At 63.3% G+C, this 15,311-nt stretch carries 13 protein-coding genes and 1 pseudogene; 10 read left to right on the top strand and 4 right to left on the bottom strand.

All coding sequences use genetic code 11. The annotated features are described in order from the left end of the window. Window positions 1–353: pseudogene (locus F6S12_RS18980) on the top strand (MATE family efflux transporter); the annotation flags it as partial. Between the two features lie 86 nt (window positions 354–439). Here the strand turns inward: F6S12_RS18980 and speA are convergent. The 4 genes from speA to F6S12_RS18960 all read right to left on the bottom strand — a co-directional run bounded on the left by speA (window position 440) and on the right by F6S12_RS18960 (window position 4,739). Further along, window positions 440–2,353: an arginine decarboxylase gene (speA, locus tag F6S12_RS18975; protein ID WP_011059048.1), complete on the bottom strand. Its 1,914-nt coding sequence runs from the start codon at window positions 2,351–2,353 to the stop codon at window positions 440–442. Window positions 2,354–2,575: 222 nt separating this feature from the next. Next, the gene (locus F6S12_RS18970) at window positions 2,576–2,947 is read right to left on the bottom strand and encodes a translation initiation factor Sui1 (RefSeq protein ID WP_015634001.1); all 372 of its coding nucleotides are present in this window, start codon (window positions 2,945–2,947) and stop codon (window positions 2,576–2,578) included. 184 nt (window positions 2,948–3,131) lie between these two features. Next, on the bottom strand, window positions 3,132–3,668 hold the full coding sequence (locus F6S12_RS18965) for an NUDIX hydrolase (RefSeq protein ID WP_011059046.1): 537 nt from the start codon (window positions 3,666–3,668) through the stop codon (window positions 3,132–3,134). A gap of 3 nt (window positions 3,669–3,671) precedes the next feature. Continuing rightward, window positions 3,672–4,739: a DUF2333 family protein gene (locus tag F6S12_RS18960; RefSeq protein WP_011059045.1), complete on the bottom strand. Its 1,068-nt coding sequence runs from the start codon at window positions 4,737–4,739 to the stop codon at window positions 3,672–3,674. A 288-nt stretch (window positions 4,740–5,027) separates the two neighbouring features. Here F6S12_RS18960 and gcbA point away from each other — a divergent pair, with 288 nt between their 5' ends. From gcbA to fis, 9 genes are all read left to right on the top strand, one after another. Beyond that, window positions 5,028–6,695: a diguanylate cyclase GcbA gene (gene gcbA, locus F6S12_RS18955; RefSeq protein ID WP_015634000.1), complete on the top strand. Its 1,668-nt coding sequence runs from the start codon at window positions 5,028–5,030 to the stop codon at window positions 6,693–6,695. 53 nt (window positions 6,696–6,748) lie between these two features. Next, window positions 6,749–8,710: a methyl-accepting chemotaxis protein gene (locus F6S12_RS18950; protein WP_315869206.1), complete on the top strand. Its 1,962-nt coding sequence runs from the start codon at window positions 6,749–6,751 to the stop codon at window positions 8,708–8,710. A 230-nt stretch (window positions 8,711–8,940) separates the two neighbouring features. Beyond that, window positions 8,941–9,393 carry a type II 3-dehydroquinate dehydratase gene (gene aroQ, locus F6S12_RS18945; protein ID WP_011059042.1) on the top strand — a complete coding sequence of 151 codons (453 nt, stop codon included), beginning with the start codon at window positions 8,941–8,943 and terminating at the stop codon, window positions 9,391–9,393. A gap of 48 nt (window positions 9,394–9,441) precedes the next feature. Beyond that, a complete protein-coding gene (gene accB / locus F6S12_RS18940; protein ID WP_015633997.1) occupies window positions 9,442–9,903 on the top strand; it encodes an acetyl-CoA carboxylase biotin carboxyl carrier protein in 462 nt (153 codons plus the stop codon). A gap of 17 nt (window positions 9,904–9,920) precedes the next feature. After that, window positions 9,921–11,282 carry an acetyl-CoA carboxylase biotin carboxylase subunit gene (accC, locus tag F6S12_RS18935; RefSeq protein ID WP_015633996.1) on the top strand — a complete coding sequence of 454 codons (1,362 nt, stop codon included), beginning with the start codon at window positions 9,921–9,923 and terminating at the stop codon, window positions 11,280–11,282. Window positions 11,283–11,508: 226 nt separating this feature from the next. Then, entirely contained in the window at window positions 11,509–12,387 is an 879-nt protein-coding gene (gene prmA / locus F6S12_RS18930; protein ID WP_011059039.1) for a 50S ribosomal protein L11 methyltransferase, read from the top strand. A 30-nt stretch (window positions 12,388–12,417) separates the two neighbouring features. Then, window positions 12,418–13,722, top strand: coding sequence for a DUF3426 domain-containing protein (locus F6S12_RS18925; RefSeq protein WP_053148860.1), 1,305 nt, complete (start codon window positions 12,418–12,420; stop codon window positions 13,720–13,722). Window positions 13,723–13,917: 195 nt separating this feature from the next. Continuing rightward, on the top strand, window positions 13,918–14,931 hold the full coding sequence (dusB, locus tag F6S12_RS18920; protein WP_315869205.1) for a tRNA dihydrouridine synthase DusB: 1,014 nt from the start codon (window positions 13,918–13,920) through the stop codon (window positions 14,929–14,931). Then, a complete protein-coding gene (gene fis / locus F6S12_RS18915) occupies window positions 14,928–15,248 on the top strand; it encodes a DNA-binding transcriptional regulator Fis (protein ID WP_003186237.1) in 321 nt (106 codons plus the stop codon). The genes dusB and fis overlap by 4 nt, the downstream gene beginning before the upstream one ends. Window positions 15,249–15,311: the final 63 nt, after the last annotated feature.

Here is a 15,311-nt window from a genome sequence, read left to right as displayed (position 1 = left end):
CCGTGCTGTTCCTGCTGGGCGGCCACCTGTTCATCGAAATGCAGACCGATATTCCCGACGTGCGCCAGACCGCCTTTACCTACCTGCCCTACCTCGCCGTACTGCCGTTGATTGCGGTCTGGAGCTACCTGCTGGACGGCCTGTTCATCGGCGCCACCCGGGCCCGGGAAATGCGCAACGGCATGCTCCTGACCGTGCTCCTGCTGCTGCCCTTTGCCTGGGCTCTGCAAGGCCTGGGCAACCACGGCCTGTGGCTGACGTTCCTGCTGTTCATGTTCCTGCGCAGCCTGACCCTGGGCGCCTTCGCCTGGCACCTGCAGCGCCGCGACCGCTGGTTCGCCGAGGCTCGCTGAACCTCGTGCACGCAGGCCGTACAGCCTGAATTGCGGGCAAAAAAAACCCACCGCAAGCGGTGGGTTTCCAGGGTTCGCCGGGGCTGTCAGGAAGACAGGTAGGACGAACGGGTCAGGCCCAGGCGCAATGCGTCAAGGAACTGGGTACGCTCGGCGGCGCTGATCTTGGCGCTGGCCACCTTGTCGCGGTAGTGGGTCATCAACTCCTCCGGCGACAGGTGCACGTAGCGCAGCATGTCTTCGATGGTGTCGTGGGTCTCGATCCCGGCGTGGTACACGCTGCCATTGGCCCGCTGGTAGATGTTCACCGAGTCGGTGTCGCCGAACAGGTTGTGCATGTCACCAAGGATTTCCTGGTAGGCGCCCACCAGGAAGATCCCCAGCAGGTAGTCCTCGCCCTCGTTGAGGCCATGCACTGGCAGGCTGGTCTCGATGCTCTGCTCGTCGACGTACTGCTTGATCTTGCCGTCGGAGTCGCAGGTCAGGTCCTGCAACACCGCGCGGCGTAGCGGCTCTTCGTCGAGGCGGTGCAGCGGCAGGATCGGCAGGACCTGGCCGATGGCCCAGGTGTCCGGCAGGCTCTGGAATACCGAGAAGTTGCAGATGTACTTGTCGGCCAGCTTGTCGTTGAGTTCGTCCAGCACCTGGCGGTGGGAACGCTGGCGCGCCTTGAGCGAGTTGTGCAGGCGCCGGCATACGGCGAAGTAGCACTGCTCGGCCAGGGCTTTCTCGGCCAGGGTCAGCTTGCCGTCGGCGTACTGGGCGGCCACGTCGCTCATGTAGTGAGTGGCGCGCCAGTAGGTTTCGGTGACCATTTCAATGTCGGTCGGGCCCAGCAGGTCCACCAGCCATTGCACGGTTTCCGGCAGCTCCTGCTTGTTGTCGATCTGCGGCACGTCGTCGTTGTGCTTCTCGACGTCGGTGACCTGCACCACCAGCATGGCGTGGTGGGCGGTCAGGGAGCGGCCGCTCTCGGAGAAGATGTGCGGGTGCGGCAGGCTCTGCGCGTCGCAGAATTCCTTGAGCATGCCCACCACCACGCCGGCGTAGTCGTCCATGTCGTAGTTGATCGAACTGGCGTTGCGCGAGTGGGTGCCGTCATAGTCCACACCCAGGCCGCCGCCGACGTCGATGTGGTCCACCGGCAGGCCGAGGTTGCGCAGCTCGCCGTAGTAGCGGATCGCTTCCTTGAAGCCGTGCTGGTAGTCCGCCAGGTTGGCGATCTGCGAGCCCATGTGGAAGTGCAGCAGGCGAATGCCCTGGTCCAGGCCGGCGGCGCGGAAGCGCTCCACCACCGACAGCAGTTGCGCCGCCGACAGGCCGAACTTGGACTTTTCACCACCGGTGTCGGCCCACTTGCTCGAAGCCAGGGACGACAGGCGCACCCGCAGGCCCACCTGTGGCTTGACCTTGAGGGACGCCGCTTCCTCGATCACCAGGCCCACTTCGGACTCTTTCTCGATGACGATGAACACGTTGTGGCCCAGCTTCTGGCCCATCAGCGCCAGGCGGATGAACTCGCGGTCCTTGTAGCCGTTGCAGACAATGGTGCCGCCCTTGGGCGCCAGGGCCAGTACCGCCAGCAGCTCCGGCTTGGAGCCGGCTTCCAGGCCGATGGAAACATTCTGGGTGGCGATGATGTTCTCGATCACCGCTTCTTGCTGGTTGACCTTGATCGGGTACAGCGCGGTGTACTTGCTCTGGTATTCCAGGCGCCCGATGTTGGCATCGAAGGCACCGGTCAGCTGGCGCACGCGGTCCTGGAGGATGTCCGGGAAGCGCACCAGCAACGGCAGGGACAAGCCGCTCTTGCGCAGCTCCTCGACCTGCTCGAACAGATCGATGGGCAAGCTGCTCGGGCCGTTCGGACGAACTTCGACGCGACCGGCGTCATTGATCGCGAAATACCCGGCCCCCCAATGGCGAATCCCGTAGACACTGCGGCTGTCCGCAACTGTCCATTGGCTGCCATCGTCTTTACGTGTGCGTCGTACGGACATCGAAGTCCCCTATAAAGAAGTCATAGAGCGCCGCCCCACTCCAGGGCTGGCGCAGTCTAAAGAATGAAAATGACGATTAGCCTGCAAGCGCAATAGACCGCGCCCGCCGTGCCGAGTTTAGAAACCGTTCATGAACAGGCTCTGTGAAAACCATGGAGACGACGCCGGTGTCCTGAGCGAATCAAGACAGGGTCCAGTCACAGGTGGTTTTCACAGAGGCTGCTAGCCGCCGGACTTCTTCGCCTTGAAACCGTGCTTGACCAGTTCCGCCAAGAGTAGCTCGACATGGTCGCCCTGGATTTCGATGACGCCGTCTTTCAGGGCGCCGCCGGTGCCACAGCGTTTCTTCAGCGTCGTGGCCAGCTCCTTGAGGGCATCTTCGGCCAGGGGCACGCCGGTGATGGTGGTCACCGTCTTGCCGCCACGGCCCTTGCTTTCGCGGCGCACGCGGGCAATGCCGTCGCCGGCCGGGATCACGGTTTGTTTGCAGATACAGGCGGCTACCGGCTGGCTACAGTCCGGGCAATGTCGACCTGCGTCGGTGGAAAATACCAGGCCACCAAGGGCGGCGAAGGATGCGGCTTTTTTGGCCACCGGCAATCCTCTTGGGAGGACAAAGACTGGTCGAAGCACATGGCGGTGCCATCGACCGCGAAGCCCCACTCAGGCAGGGGCAGCGCTACTGAACCAGGGCAGCCTAGTTCAGCTTGAAAAGTCGCGCAGTGTAACGGCAAAAAGCCCGGTTGCTAAGAGCCAATCAGCGCCAATTTATGCAACTTTAGCGACGCCGTGCCAGATAGCGCTGCAGGGCAGCCAGGGAGTCCGGGCAATAGGGCTTTTCGTGGATTTCCCGCAGCACCTGATCCAGTGGCATGAAGTGCGCTTCGAGGACTTCTTCCGGCTGCAGGCGCAGCGGGCCGTCCCACACCGCACAGAACGCCGAGCACCAGAGGCGGTTGCCGGTGTCCTCGAAGAAGAAATGATCGTGGGCGACCAGTTCCACCCCGCTCACCCCCAGTTCCTCCTCCAGTTCCCGGGCGGCCGACTCGGCGTAGCTCTCGCTGGCCAGGACCATGCCGCCGGCAGCGACGTCCCAGTAGCCCGGGTAGATGGCCTTGCTCAGGGTTCGCCGGTGCACGCACAGCTCACCGGCGGAGTTGAACAGCATGATGTAGGTGCCACGCCCGATCAGGCCGCGCTCGCGCAACTCGGAACGGACCATGGCACCCAGCAACTGGTCTTCGCCATCGACCCAGGCAATCTGTTCTGCATCGGAGGCGGCGCGGTGGGCCGCCTCTTTGTCGGTTGCGACCATGGATCAGCCTTGATTGAGCAATTGACGCAAGTCGATGACCGCCGCGTTGGCCCGGGAAATATAGTTGGCCATCACCAGCGAGTGGTTGGCCAGCACGCCGAAGCCGCTGCCATTGAGAATCATCGGGCTCCAGACCGGCTCCTGGGACGCTTCCAGTTCGCGAATGATCTGGCGCACGCTGACGGTGGCGTTCTTCTTCGCCAGCACATCGGCGAAGTCCACCTCGATGGCCCGCAGCAGGTGCGACAGCGCCCAGGCCTGGCCACGGGCTTCGTAGAACACGTTGTCGATCTGCATCCACGGGGTTTCCACCACTTCTTCATCGACCTGCGGGCCCTGGCCCGGGGCCGGCACTTCGGTCTTCAGAGCAGTATTGAGCTTGACCCGGCCGACGCTGGCCGACAGGCGCTGGGACAGCGAGCCCAGGCGCGTGCCAACGTCACCCAGCCAGTTGTTGAGGTTGTCGGCGCGGGCATAGAACTGCGCGGTCTTCTGGTTCGGATCGGACAGACGCGCCTGGTAGCGGCTCAGGGAGTTGATGCCTTCCTGGTACTCCGATTCGCTGGACGGCAGGATCCAGCTCTTGTTGTCGAAGTTGAAGCGCGGCTCGGCCTTGGCCAGGTCGGCGTCTTCGGCGGACTGCGACTGGGAACGGGCGAAGTCCTTGCGCAGGGCACGGGTCAGGTCGCGGACCTGGACCAGCACGCCGTATTCCCAGCTCGGCATGTTGTCCATCCACAGCCCCGGTGGAAAACGGTCGTTGGAAATGTAGCCACCCGGCTTGTCCAGCAGGGTGCCGACCACGGTCTTCAGGGTTTCCACGGTGGTGTAGCCCACCACCATCTGTCGGCCTTCCTTCTCGGCGGCGATCTGGGCGTTCTGCTGGACCGGGAACAGCGCCGGCTCCTGGCTCCAGTACCAGCCCAGGGCACCGGTGACCAGCAGATACAGGCCCAGCAAGGTGGCCAGGGCACGACTGAACAGCAGGCCACCGAAATAGCTGCGTGTCGCCGACTTGGGTTCGGCAGCACGATCTGGCGCGCTGCCTGCGCGATTCTTCCAATCCAGCATGGCTATGTCCTTTCAATCACTTGAGTTCATCGGTTCGACCACAACCCTACTCCATCGTGCCTTGCCTTGACGGGATAAATCTTCCGGCAAATGCGCGCCGCGCAATGATTGCGAATCAGCTGGCCACTATAAATGAAGCACAGTCCGGAGCCTACGCGACCAGTCGGTCAGGAACTGAATAACGTCGCTTTGCACATTATTGACGTACGACACTCATGGGACACAAAAGTGGTGCTAGCATAGAGCCACCAGTCGATCTCAGCATGCACCCTAACTAGTAGTCAGGATATGACCGAGCCAGAAGACCCCAGCCGTGAGCGCCTCAAGCACCACTTTGCCCAGCGGGTAATTCATCAGGCACGTCAGATTCTTGAGATATGGCAGCGTCTGCAACGCAGCGAATGGTCGACCACCGACATGTCGGAGCTGTGCGAGGCCAACCTGCGCCTGCTGCGCTTCGCCGAACGTTTCGAACAACCCGAACATACCCAGCTGGCCCGCAGCATCAGCCAGTCCCTGGAAGCGGTGGACGCCAACCGTGGCCGCCTCAGCAGCAACCTGATCACCGACCTCAACCGCCTGATGCAGCGCCTGTCGCGCACCGGGCTGCGCCACGGCGACCAACTGGAACAGACCTTCCTGCCGCCCCTGCGCAAGCCGATCTACGTGATGCTGCAGGACCACGACCGGGCCGAGCGCCTGGCCAAGCAGTTGGAATTCTTCGGCCTCAGCGCCCAGTCCCTGGACAGCATTCCGGCCTTTCGTTCGTCCATGGTCGAACGCCTGCCGGCGGCCATCGTCATCGATGTGGATTTCTGCGGTGCCGGCATGGGCCTGACCCTGGCCGCCGAGGCCCAGGTCGGCCTGGAGCAGAAACTCCCGCTGCTGTTCTTCAGCCTGCATGAAACCGACACCCCGACGCGCCTGGCCGCAGTGCGCGCCGGCGGCCAGGAATTCCTCACCGGCACCCTGGAAGCCTCCAGCCTGCTGGAAAAAATCGAAGTACTGACCTGCGTCGCCCAGTACGAACCCTATAAGGTGCTGATCATCGACGACTCCCGGGCCCAGGCGCTGCACACCGAGCGCCTGCTCAACAGCGCCGGGATCGTCACCCGCACCCTGATCGAACCGATCCAGGCCATGGCCGAGCTGGCGGACTTCCAGCCTGACCTGATCATTCTCGACATGTACATGCCGGCCTGCACCGGCACCGAGCTGGCCAAGGTAATCCGCCACAACGACCGCTACGTCAGCGTGCCGATCATCTACCTGTCCGCCGAGGACGACCTGGACAAGCAACTGGACGCCATGAGCGAAGGCGGCGACGACTTCCTCACCAAGCCGATCAAGCCCCGGCACCTGATCACCACCGTGCGCAACCGCGCGGCCCGGGCGCGCAACCTCAAGGCGCGGATGGTCCGCGACAGCCTCACCGGCCTGTACAACCACACCCATATCCTGCAACTGCTGGAAGACTGCAGTTTCCGCGCCCGTCGCGAGGGCAAGCCGCTGAGCTTCGCCATGCTGGATATCGACCACTTCAAGCGGGTCAACGACAGCCACGGCCACCCCATGGGCGACCGGGTGATCAAGAGCCTGGCGCTGTTTCTCAAACAGCGCCTGCGCAAGACCGACTTCATCGGCCGCTACGGCGGCGAAGAATTTGCCATTGTCATGCCCGACACCGACCAGGACGCCGCATGCAAGGTTCTGGACGAAATCCGCCAGCGCTTTGCCGAGATCCACTACCCGGCCCAGCCCCAGGACCTGTGGTGCACCTTCAGCGCCGGGGTGGTGGAAATGCAGGAGGATTCCGACAGCCTGATGATGGCCAGCCAGGCCGACGAAGCCCTGTACCGGGCCAAGCATGGCGGGCGCAATCGGGTCCAGGCCGCGCGATCAAGTCAAAGTGCCATCTTTTCATCCGAATCCACCGATTCGGTCATAACCTTGTAATACAAACGCAATAAATTCAGGCGCTTACCATTTAAGCCGTTGGTAGAGCCCCGATGCGCCTGAAGCTGCTGACCAATCTCAATACCCTGCTGCTCGTTGCCGTTTGCCTCGCCCTGGGGGCGACGCTGTGGTGGTCGCAACGGGCCCTGGAACGCCCCTATCTATTGATGGAGCGCTACCTGGGGCTGTCCCAGCAGTTTCAGAACCAGGTGGCGCGCAATATCGAAGACTACCTGGCCAGCGGCGATGCCCTGCGCCTGAGCAGTGCGGCCCAGGCCCTGGAAACCCTGCAGGGCGAGCTGGGCGAACTGCCGCCACCGCTGGCGCAAAGCCTGCGCCCGAGCCTGGCCAGCCTCGACGACTTCAGCAAGACCGACCTGCTGGCCGCCGGCAAGTTGGCAGGCGATCCCCAGGCCCTGCTGTTGCAGGCCGAACGCGAGTTGGGCGCGAACCTGGAGCAGCTCAGCCAGTACGCCAGCGGGGCCAGGAGCGCGGAAGCGGCGAACTACCTGCCTTTATTGCTCACCGCCTGCCAGCACCTGGGCAAGCTCTCCCTGGCCCGGGACAAGCTGGTGAGCAGTGGCCGCAGCGAGCTGGCCGCCGATGTGGAACGGGAAGTGAACAGCATCCGCGCCCAGGCCGATCAGCTCGAAGCCCTGCCTTTATTGGGCGTGGCCGCCAGCAGCGAATCGGGCACCGATGATTTCGCCGCCATGATGGGCCTGGAAAACACCGAAAAAGCCGCCGCCGAAGATGCCGGCATAGGCTTCAAGCGTGAACTCAACAGCCTGCTCAGCCGCTATCCGGCAGAACTGCAACGCACCCGCGAGCAGATCCAGAAGCGCGCCGACCTGAGCGCCGCAACCCTGCTGAAGATCAACGCCGTGCGCCAGGCCATCGCCGAGCTGGAACCGGCGGTACGGGCCCAGCACGGGCAGATCCAGGGCGAAGTGCGGCTGATGCAGGGGCTGATGATCGGCCTGATCCTGTTGATCGCCCTGGTGATCGACACCTTGCAGCGCAAGCTGGCGCGGGTTCTGACCAACCTCGCCCCGGCGCTGTCGACCTGGGCCGAAGGCGACTTCAGCCGACCGATCCAGCTGGGCAAGACCAACCGCGAACTGCATGACATCGAGGAATCCCTGAACCGCCTGCGGGCCTACCTGGTGGACCTGGTGGGCACCATCCGCCAGAACGCCGAACAAGTGGCCGGCAGCAGCCGTGCCCTGGCCGACCTGAGCAGCGGCCTGCACAGCGGCGCCGAGCGCCAGGCCGGCGACACCGCACAGATCCGCGATGCCCTGGGCGAACTGGAAGCCACCATCCAGCAGGTCGCCGGGGACGCCAGCCAGGCCGCCGACGCCAGCCGCAGTGCTGGCCTCGCCGTGCAGCAGGGGCAGAAAGTCATAGGCCTGAGCCTCACCGGGCTGCACGCCCTTGTCGGGGAAGTCCAGGGCAACGCGCAGATGATCGAACACCTGGCGCAGGAATCCGCCACCATCGGCGGCGTGCTGACGGTGATCCGCTCCATCGCCGACCAGACCAACCTGCTGGCCCTCAACGCCGCCATAGAAGCCGCCCGCGCCGGGGAAATGGGCCGCGGTTTTGCCGTGGTCGCCGAAGAAGTGCGCTCCCTGGCCCAGCGCACCGCCGGGGCCACCGCGGAGATCCAGACCCTGATCGCCGGCCTGCAGGCCGCCGCCCAGCAATCGGTACAAGGCATGCGCGCCCAGGTCGAACACGCCGAGGCCACCGCCGGCCAGGCCCAGGCCGCCGATGGCGCCCTGGACGAAATCGTCGGGGCGATCCAGACCATCGCCGATACCGCCGTGCGGATCGCCGATGTCACTGCCCAGCAGAGCGGCGCGGTGAGCGAAATCCGCGATCACAGCGAACGCATCCACCAGTTGGGTGGCGACAACCTGCTGCGCATCGGCGAAGGCCGGGCCCAGGGCGAAAACCTGCTGGACCTGGGCGGGCAATTGCATACGGCAGTCCAAGCGTTCCGCGTCTAGGCTCTGAAACGGGCGCGCAAACCACAACCCACCGCCATCAGCGACGAAACGGGCAACAAGAAGCACGCGCCCCTTCTTGAGGGCAAATGACCGGATTTAATCTGTCGGTCACATATTTTGCGCAAACATCGGTCATCGTGCTGGCTATTGCAGAGAACTGGACAGTCATAAAGTCTTTCCGGCATAGTCGCCGGGTTCTGACAACAGCCCCCGATAACAAGGAACAACCGATGGCCACCCTACTGGTTCTTCACGGACCCAACCTGAACCTGCTCGGCACCCGTGAACCGGGGGTCTACGGTGCAACTACCCTGGCCCAGATCAACCAGGACCTGGAGCAACGGGCCCGTGATGCCGGGCACCATCTGCAGTACCTGCAGAGCAATGCCGAGTACGAATTGATCGAGCGCATCCATGCCGCCCGCGATGAAGGCGTGGATTTCATTTTGATCAATCCAGCAGCTTTTACGCATACAAGCGTCGCATTACGTGACGCGCTGCTGGCGGTGAGCATCCCATTCATCGAAGTGCATTTGTCCAACGTGCACAAACGCGAACCTTTCCGTCATCACTCCTACTTCTCCGATGTTGCGGTGGGAGTGATCTGCGGCCTTGGCGCCAGCGGTTACCGACTGGCCCTGGAGGCCGCCCTAGAACAGCTTGAACGTCAGGCAAACGCTTGAACGACAAGCGATAAACGCCCCTGACCGACCCTTGGGAGTTGATGATTCATGGATATCCGTAAAGTTAAGAAACTGATCGAACTGCTGGAAGAGTCCGGCATCGACGAGCTGGAGATCAAGGAAGGCGAAGAGTCCGTACGCATCAGCCGCCACAGCAAGACTCCAGCCCAGCAGTACTACGCACCGGCTCCGGTTGCCGCTCCAGTGGCTGCGCCTGCCGCTGCCGCTCCTGCTGCCGCCGCCGCTCCTGCAGCACCGGCCGCACCCGCGCTGAACGGCACCGTGGCCCGTTCGCCGATGGTCGGTACTTTCTACCGCAAGTCTTCGCCTACCTCGCCAGCCTTCGTTGAAGTCGGCCAGAGCGTGAAGAAGGGCGACACCCTGTGCATCGTCGAAGCGATGAAGATGATGAACCACATCGAAGCTGAAACCAGCGGTGTGATCGAGTCCATTCTTGTCGAAGACGGCCAGCCGGTTGAGTACGACCAACCGCTGTTCACCATCGTTTGAACCGCGGAGAGTCTTTGATGTTGAAGCCTGCGAAGTTGGAAAAAGTCCTGATCGCCAACCGCGGCGAAATCGCCCTGCGGATCCTGCGTGCCTGCAAGGAAATGGGGATCAAGACCGTAGCCGTCTACTCCAAGGCCGACAAGGAGCTGATGCACCTGGGCCTGGCAGACGAATCGGTATGCATCGGCCCTGCGCAAGCCGCGCAGTCCTACCTGCACATCCCGGCCATCATCGCGGCCGCTGAAGTCACTGGCGCCACGGCGATCCACCCTGGCTACGGCTTCCTCGCGGAAAACGCCGACTTCGCCGAACAGGTGGAAAACTCCGGCTTCGCCTTCATCGGCCCGAAAGCCGAGACCATCCGCCTGATGGGCGACAAGGTTTCCGCCAAGCACGCCATGATCGCTGCCGGCGTACCGACGGTTCCAGGTTCCGACGGCCCGCTGCCGGAAGACGAGGAAACCGCCCTGCGCATCGGCCGTGAAGTCGGCTACCCGGTGATCATCAAGGCCGCCGGTGGCGGTGGTGGTCGCGGCATGCGCGTGGTGCACAAGGAAGAAGACCTGATCGCCTCGGCGAAGCTGACCCGCTCCGAAGCCGGCGCGGCGTTCGGCAACCCGATGGTCTACCTCGAGAAGTTCCTGACCAACCCACGTCACGTGGAAGTCCAGGTGCTGTCCGACGGCCAGGGCAATGCCATCCACCTGGGCGACCGCGACTGCTCGCTGCAGCGTCGGCACCAGAAGGTCCTCGAAGAAGCGCCGGCACCGGGCATCGACGAGACCGCCCGCCAGGAAGTCTTCGCCCGCTGCGTCAAGGCGTGCATCGACATCGGCTACCGTGGCGCCGGCACGTTCGAGTTCCTCTACGAGAACGGCCGCTTCTACTTCATCGAGATGAACACTCGCGTGCAGGTAGAGCACCCGGTATCGGAAATGGTGACCGGTATCGACATCGTCAAGGAAATGCTCAGCATTGCCGCCGGCAACAAGCTGTCGTTCACCCAGGACGACGTCGTGATCCGCGGCCACGCGCTGGAATGCCGGATCAACGCCGAAGACCCGAAAACCTTCATGCCAAGCCCAGGCACGGTCAAGCATTTCCATGCCCCGGGCGGCAACGGCGTGCGCGTCGACTCGCACCTGTACAGCGGTTACGCGGTTCCACCGAACTACGATTCGTTGATCGGCAAGCTGATCACCTACGGGGCCACCCGTGACGAAGCCATGGCGCGCATGCGCAATGCGCTGGACGAAATCGTCGTCGACGGGATCAAGACCAACATCCCGCTGCACCGCGACCTGACCCGTGACGAAGGCTTCTGCAAAGGGGGCGTGAACATTCACTACCTCGAGCACAAGCTGGCCGAGCAACACTGATCGGCACCCGCCACACCGACAAGGCCGCTTTAGAGCGGCCTTGTCGTATCCGCCGCCCTGCAGGAGCGAGCCTGCTCGCGAACCGCGCAGCGGCCATTCCCTGATCAACCGTCCTTGCGACCAAGCACAGGGCATCCCCCTCGCTCCCAAGGGGCGTCTCGCGTAAACTTGCGCGCTTCTCGCGGCCCACTAGGCTGCACATCACATATTTTCAAAGGTGCCCGCCATGCCTTGGCTGCAAGTCCGTCTCGCCATCAGCCCAGAACAAGCCGAAACCTACGAAGACGCTTTTCTTGAAGTCGGTGCCGTCTCGGTCACCTTCATGGACGCCGAGGATCAGCCGATCTTCGAACCTGAACTGAACACCACCCCGCTCTGGTCCCACACCCATCTGCTGGCCCTGTTCGAGGGCGGCACCGAAGCCGCCAGCGTACTCGCCCACATGGAACTGCTGACCGGCGGCCCGCTGCCCGAGCATCACAGCGAAGTCATCGAAGACCAGGATTGGGAGCGCAGCTGGATGGACAACTTCCAGCCCATGCGTTTCGGCCAGCGCCTGTGGATCGTTCCCAGCTGGCACGCCGCGCCGGAGCCCGAGGCCGTGAACCTGCTGCTGGACCCGGGCCTGGCCTTCGGCACCGGCACCCACCCGACCACCGCCCTGTGCCTGGAATGGCTGGACGGCCAGGACCTGAAGGACTGCAACGTGCTGGACTTCGGCTGCGGCTCGGGGATCCTGGCCATTGCCGCCCTGTTGCTGGGCGCCAAACAGGCGGTGGGCACCGACATCGACGTGCAAGCCCTGGAAGCCTCCCGTGACAACGCCGGGCGCAACGGCATTGCCGACGAGCTGTTCCCGCTCTACCTGCCCGAGCAGTTGCCCCAGGTGCAAGCCGATGTACTGGTGGCCAACATCCTGGCCGGGCCACTGGTGGCCCTGGCGCCGCAGCTTTCGGGGCTGGTCAAGTCCGGCGGGCGCCTGGCGCTTTCCGGCATCCTTGCCGAACAGGGCGAGGAAGTCGCCGCAGCTTATGCCCAGGACTTCGATCTGGACCCGATCGCCACCCTTGATGGCTGGGTGCGCATCACCGGCCGTCGGCGCTAGAATGGCCGCCTGCATAATCCGGATGGCCGCATGACCGACAGTTTCGTCACCCAGTGCCCGCATTGCCAAACCCGCTTCCGCGTCAGCCACGCCCAGTTGAGCGTGGCCCGTGGAGTGGTTCGCTGTGGCTCCTGCCTGCAGGTGTTCAACGCCGCACGGCAGTTGCTCGAGCAGCGCGCGGCCAAGGAAGCTGCCACCTCGAAAGCCGCTGCCAAACCCGTAGCGCCACCGGCTGCTCCCGCAGCGACCGTGGCGCCGGCACCGGCGGCACCCGAGCCGGATCTGCCCCCCCCCGCGGCCCCTGCCGCTCCTCAGCGCGCCATCAGCCAGAAGCAATGGTCGGCCGCCGAGATGGACCTGGATCACCTGGACCTCGATGAGGAACTGGCCAAGCTCGAACAGCGTGAAATCCAGCCAGCCAAGGCCTTTGGCCAGGAACGCGAGCACAAGGAAGGCAGCCTCAGCGCCCGGCGCGACACCCAGGACGCCGACGAGGCGCACTGGCCGGACGGACTGTTCGGCAGCGCCGCCGAACGGGACGACAGCGAGCCTTCGCCCCCCAAGGTGCAACCGGACGACGCCGAACCCAGCGCCGAACCACCCAAGCCCAGCCGCACCGAACCGTCGCTGTCGTTCAACCTCGCGGACCTGGACGACGAACCCCAGGCGCCCAGGTTGCGCCTGGACGATGACCTGGAACCTCACTCGCCTGCCAACCCGGACGACCAGGACGACGAGCCCGCCGTCTCCGGCAAGAAGCGCCGCGAGCGCAACGAGCCCGGGGTCAAGGAAGAGGTGCTGCTGGACCTGGTGGACGACCCGCTCCACCTCGACTGGCAGAAGCGCCGCTCGCCCTGGGGCAAGCGCCTGCTCTGGCTGCTGCTGATCCTGCTGGCCGCCGGCGGCCTGGTGGGACAATACGTCGCCTATCACTTTGATGAGCTGGCCCGCCAGGACCAGTACCGCCCCTGGTTCCAGCAACTGTGCCCGGAATTCGGCTGCACGGTACCTTCCCGGGTCGACATCGCCCGGATCAAGAGCAGCAACCTGGTGGTACGCAGCCATCCGGAATTCAGCGGCGCCCTGGTGGTGGACGCCATCATCTATAACCGCGCGCCCTTCTCCCAACCCTTCCCGCTGCTTGAGCTGCGCTTCGCCGACCTCAACGGCCACCTGATCGCCAGCCGCAGCTTCAAGCCCGGGGAATACCTGGGCGGTGACTTGCAGGATGCGGCGGAAATGCCGCCGCAGACCCCGATTCACATCGCCCTGGATATTCTTGACCCCGGCCCGAAAGCGGTGAACTACAGTCTGAGTTTCCACTCGCCTGAGTGAATCGGCTGCACAAGTTCACGGACGACTCTGGATTAACGACAGTTTTATGGCTGTTTCGCCTGGATTGCTCCCAGGACGTTACAGAAGAACTGTTCAGATTTTATCCAATTCAGCCTTTATCCGGTCATCGAGAGCGGGTATCATGCCAACCCTTTTTCGAACTCTCATGATCCGGCCCCACAACAGGGAAGTCCTATGTCGGCGGTACGCATCGGCCCATATACAGTGCACAACGGTTTGATTCTCGCCCCGATGGCGGGGGTTACAGACCAGCCCTTTCGTCAGCTTTGCAAGCAATTGGGCGCGGGCCTTGTAGTCTCGGAAATGGTCACCAGCGACATGAGCTTGTGGAACAGCCGCAAATCGCGGTTGCGCATGATCCACGAAGGCGATCCCGAGCCCCGCTCGGTGCAGATTGCCGGGGGTGATGCACAGATGCTGGCAGACGCCGCCCGCGCCAACGTCGAGTTGGGCGCACAGATTATTGATATCAACATGGGTTGCCCGGCCAAGAAGGTCTGCAACAAGGTCGCCGGCTCCGCGTTGCTGAAGGACGAAGCCCTGGTCAACGAGATTCTCCAGGCAGTAGTGGCCGCTGTGGATGTACCGGTCACCCTGAAGATCCGCACCGGCTGGGACCGGGAGAACAAGAACGGCATGACGGTGGCGAAGATCGCCGAGCAGGCCGGCATCACGGCACTGGCGGTCCATGGTCGGACCCGGGCCGACCTGTACACCGGTGAAGCCGAGTACGACACCATTGCCGCGATCAAGCAGGCGGTGTCGATCCCGGTCTTTGCCAATGGCGATATCGACTCGCCGGAAAAGGCCCGGCGGGTGTTGCACGCCACCGGCGCCGACGGGCTGTTGATCGGCCGGGCCGCCCAGGGGCGGCCATGGATTTTTCGTGAGATCGAACACTTCCTCAGTACCGGTGAAACCCTCCCGGCACCGGAGCTGTTCGAGGTGGAACGTATTCTGCTAGAGCACCTGGCCGCGCTGCATGCCTTCTATGGAGATGTCATGGGCGTACGCATTGCGCGCAAGCATGTGGGCTGGTATCTCGCAACCCTGCCGGGCGCCAGGGAGTTTCGCGCCCACTTCAATCGTTTGGAAGATACGGAAGCACAATGCGCCAACGTTCGTGAGTTCTTTGCCGGACGTTACAAGAGCCTGGAAACAGGGGACGGAGAGGGGGTGGCCGCATGACGATGATGACCGAGACTTTAGTGAGTGGAACAACACCCGTGAGCGACAACGTGAATTTGAAACAGCACCTCAATACACCCAGCGAAGAAGGCCAGACCCTTCGCGGGAGTGTCGAGAAGGCGCTGCACAATTATTTCGCCCACCTTGAGGGCGCTGCCGTCACGGACGTGTACAACCTGGTGCTCTCCGAAGTCGAGGCTCCGTTGCTCGAAAGCGTGATGAACTACGTCAAGGGCAACCAGACCAAGGCCAGCGAACTCCTGGGTCTGAACCGCGGTACCCTGCGCAAGAAACTCAAGCAGTACGATTTGCTGTAAGCATTCAATCAAACCAGAAAGGCGCCCGCGTAAAAAACGGTCGCCTTTTTTGCTGACTCCTTT

The organism is Pseudomonas sp. JV245A (genome assembly GCF_032424515.1).
In the GTDB taxonomy this organism is placed as follows: Bacteria; Pseudomonadota; Gammaproteobacteria; order Pseudomonadales; family Pseudomonadaceae; genus Aquipseudomonas; species Aquipseudomonas protegens.
This window is presented reverse-complemented; position numbering and strand designations above follow the sequence as displayed.

Bases quoted from the DNA above. Each gene is read 5' to 3' on its own strand.
- speA (WP_011059048.1), bottom strand. From the start codon at position 2,353: ATGTCCGTACGACGCACACGTAAAGACGATGGCAGCCAATGGACAGTT.
- F6S12_RS18965 (WP_011059046.1), bottom strand. From the start codon at position 3,668: ATGGTCGCAACCGACAAAGAGGCGGCCCACCGCGCCGCCTCCGATGCA.
- F6S12_RS18960 (WP_011059045.1), bottom strand. From the start codon at position 4,739: ATGCTGGATTGGAAGAATCGCGCAGGCAGCGCGCCAGATCGTGCTGCC.
- gcbA (WP_015634000.1), top strand. From the start codon at position 5,028: ATGACCGAGCCAGAAGACCCCAGCCGTGAGCGCCTCAAGCACCACTTT.
- F6S12_RS18950 (WP_315869206.1), top strand. From the start codon at position 6,749: ATGCGCCTGAAGCTGCTGACCAATCTCAATACCCTGCTGCTCGTTGCC.
- aroQ (WP_011059042.1), top strand. From the start codon at position 8,941: ATGGCCACCCTACTGGTTCTTCACGGACCCAACCTGAACCTGCTCGGC.
- accB (WP_015633997.1), top strand. From the start codon at position 9,442: ATGGATATCCGTAAAGTTAAGAAACTGATCGAACTGCTGGAAGAGTCC.
- accC (WP_015633996.1), top strand. From the start codon at position 9,921: ATGTTGAAGCCTGCGAAGTTGGAAAAAGTCCTGATCGCCAACCGCGGC.
- prmA (WP_011059039.1), top strand. From the start codon at position 11,509: ATGCCTTGGCTGCAAGTCCGTCTCGCCATCAGCCCAGAACAAGCCGAA.
- F6S12_RS18925 (WP_053148860.1), top strand. From the start codon at position 12,418: ATGACCGACAGTTTCGTCACCCAGTGCCCGCATTGCCAAACCCGCTTC.
- dusB (WP_315869205.1), top strand. From the start codon at position 13,918: ATGTCGGCGGTACGCATCGGCCCATATACAGTGCACAACGGTTTGATT.
- fis (WP_003186237.1), top strand. From the start codon at position 14,928: ATGACGATGATGACCGAGACTTTAGTGAGTGGAACAACACCCGTGAGC.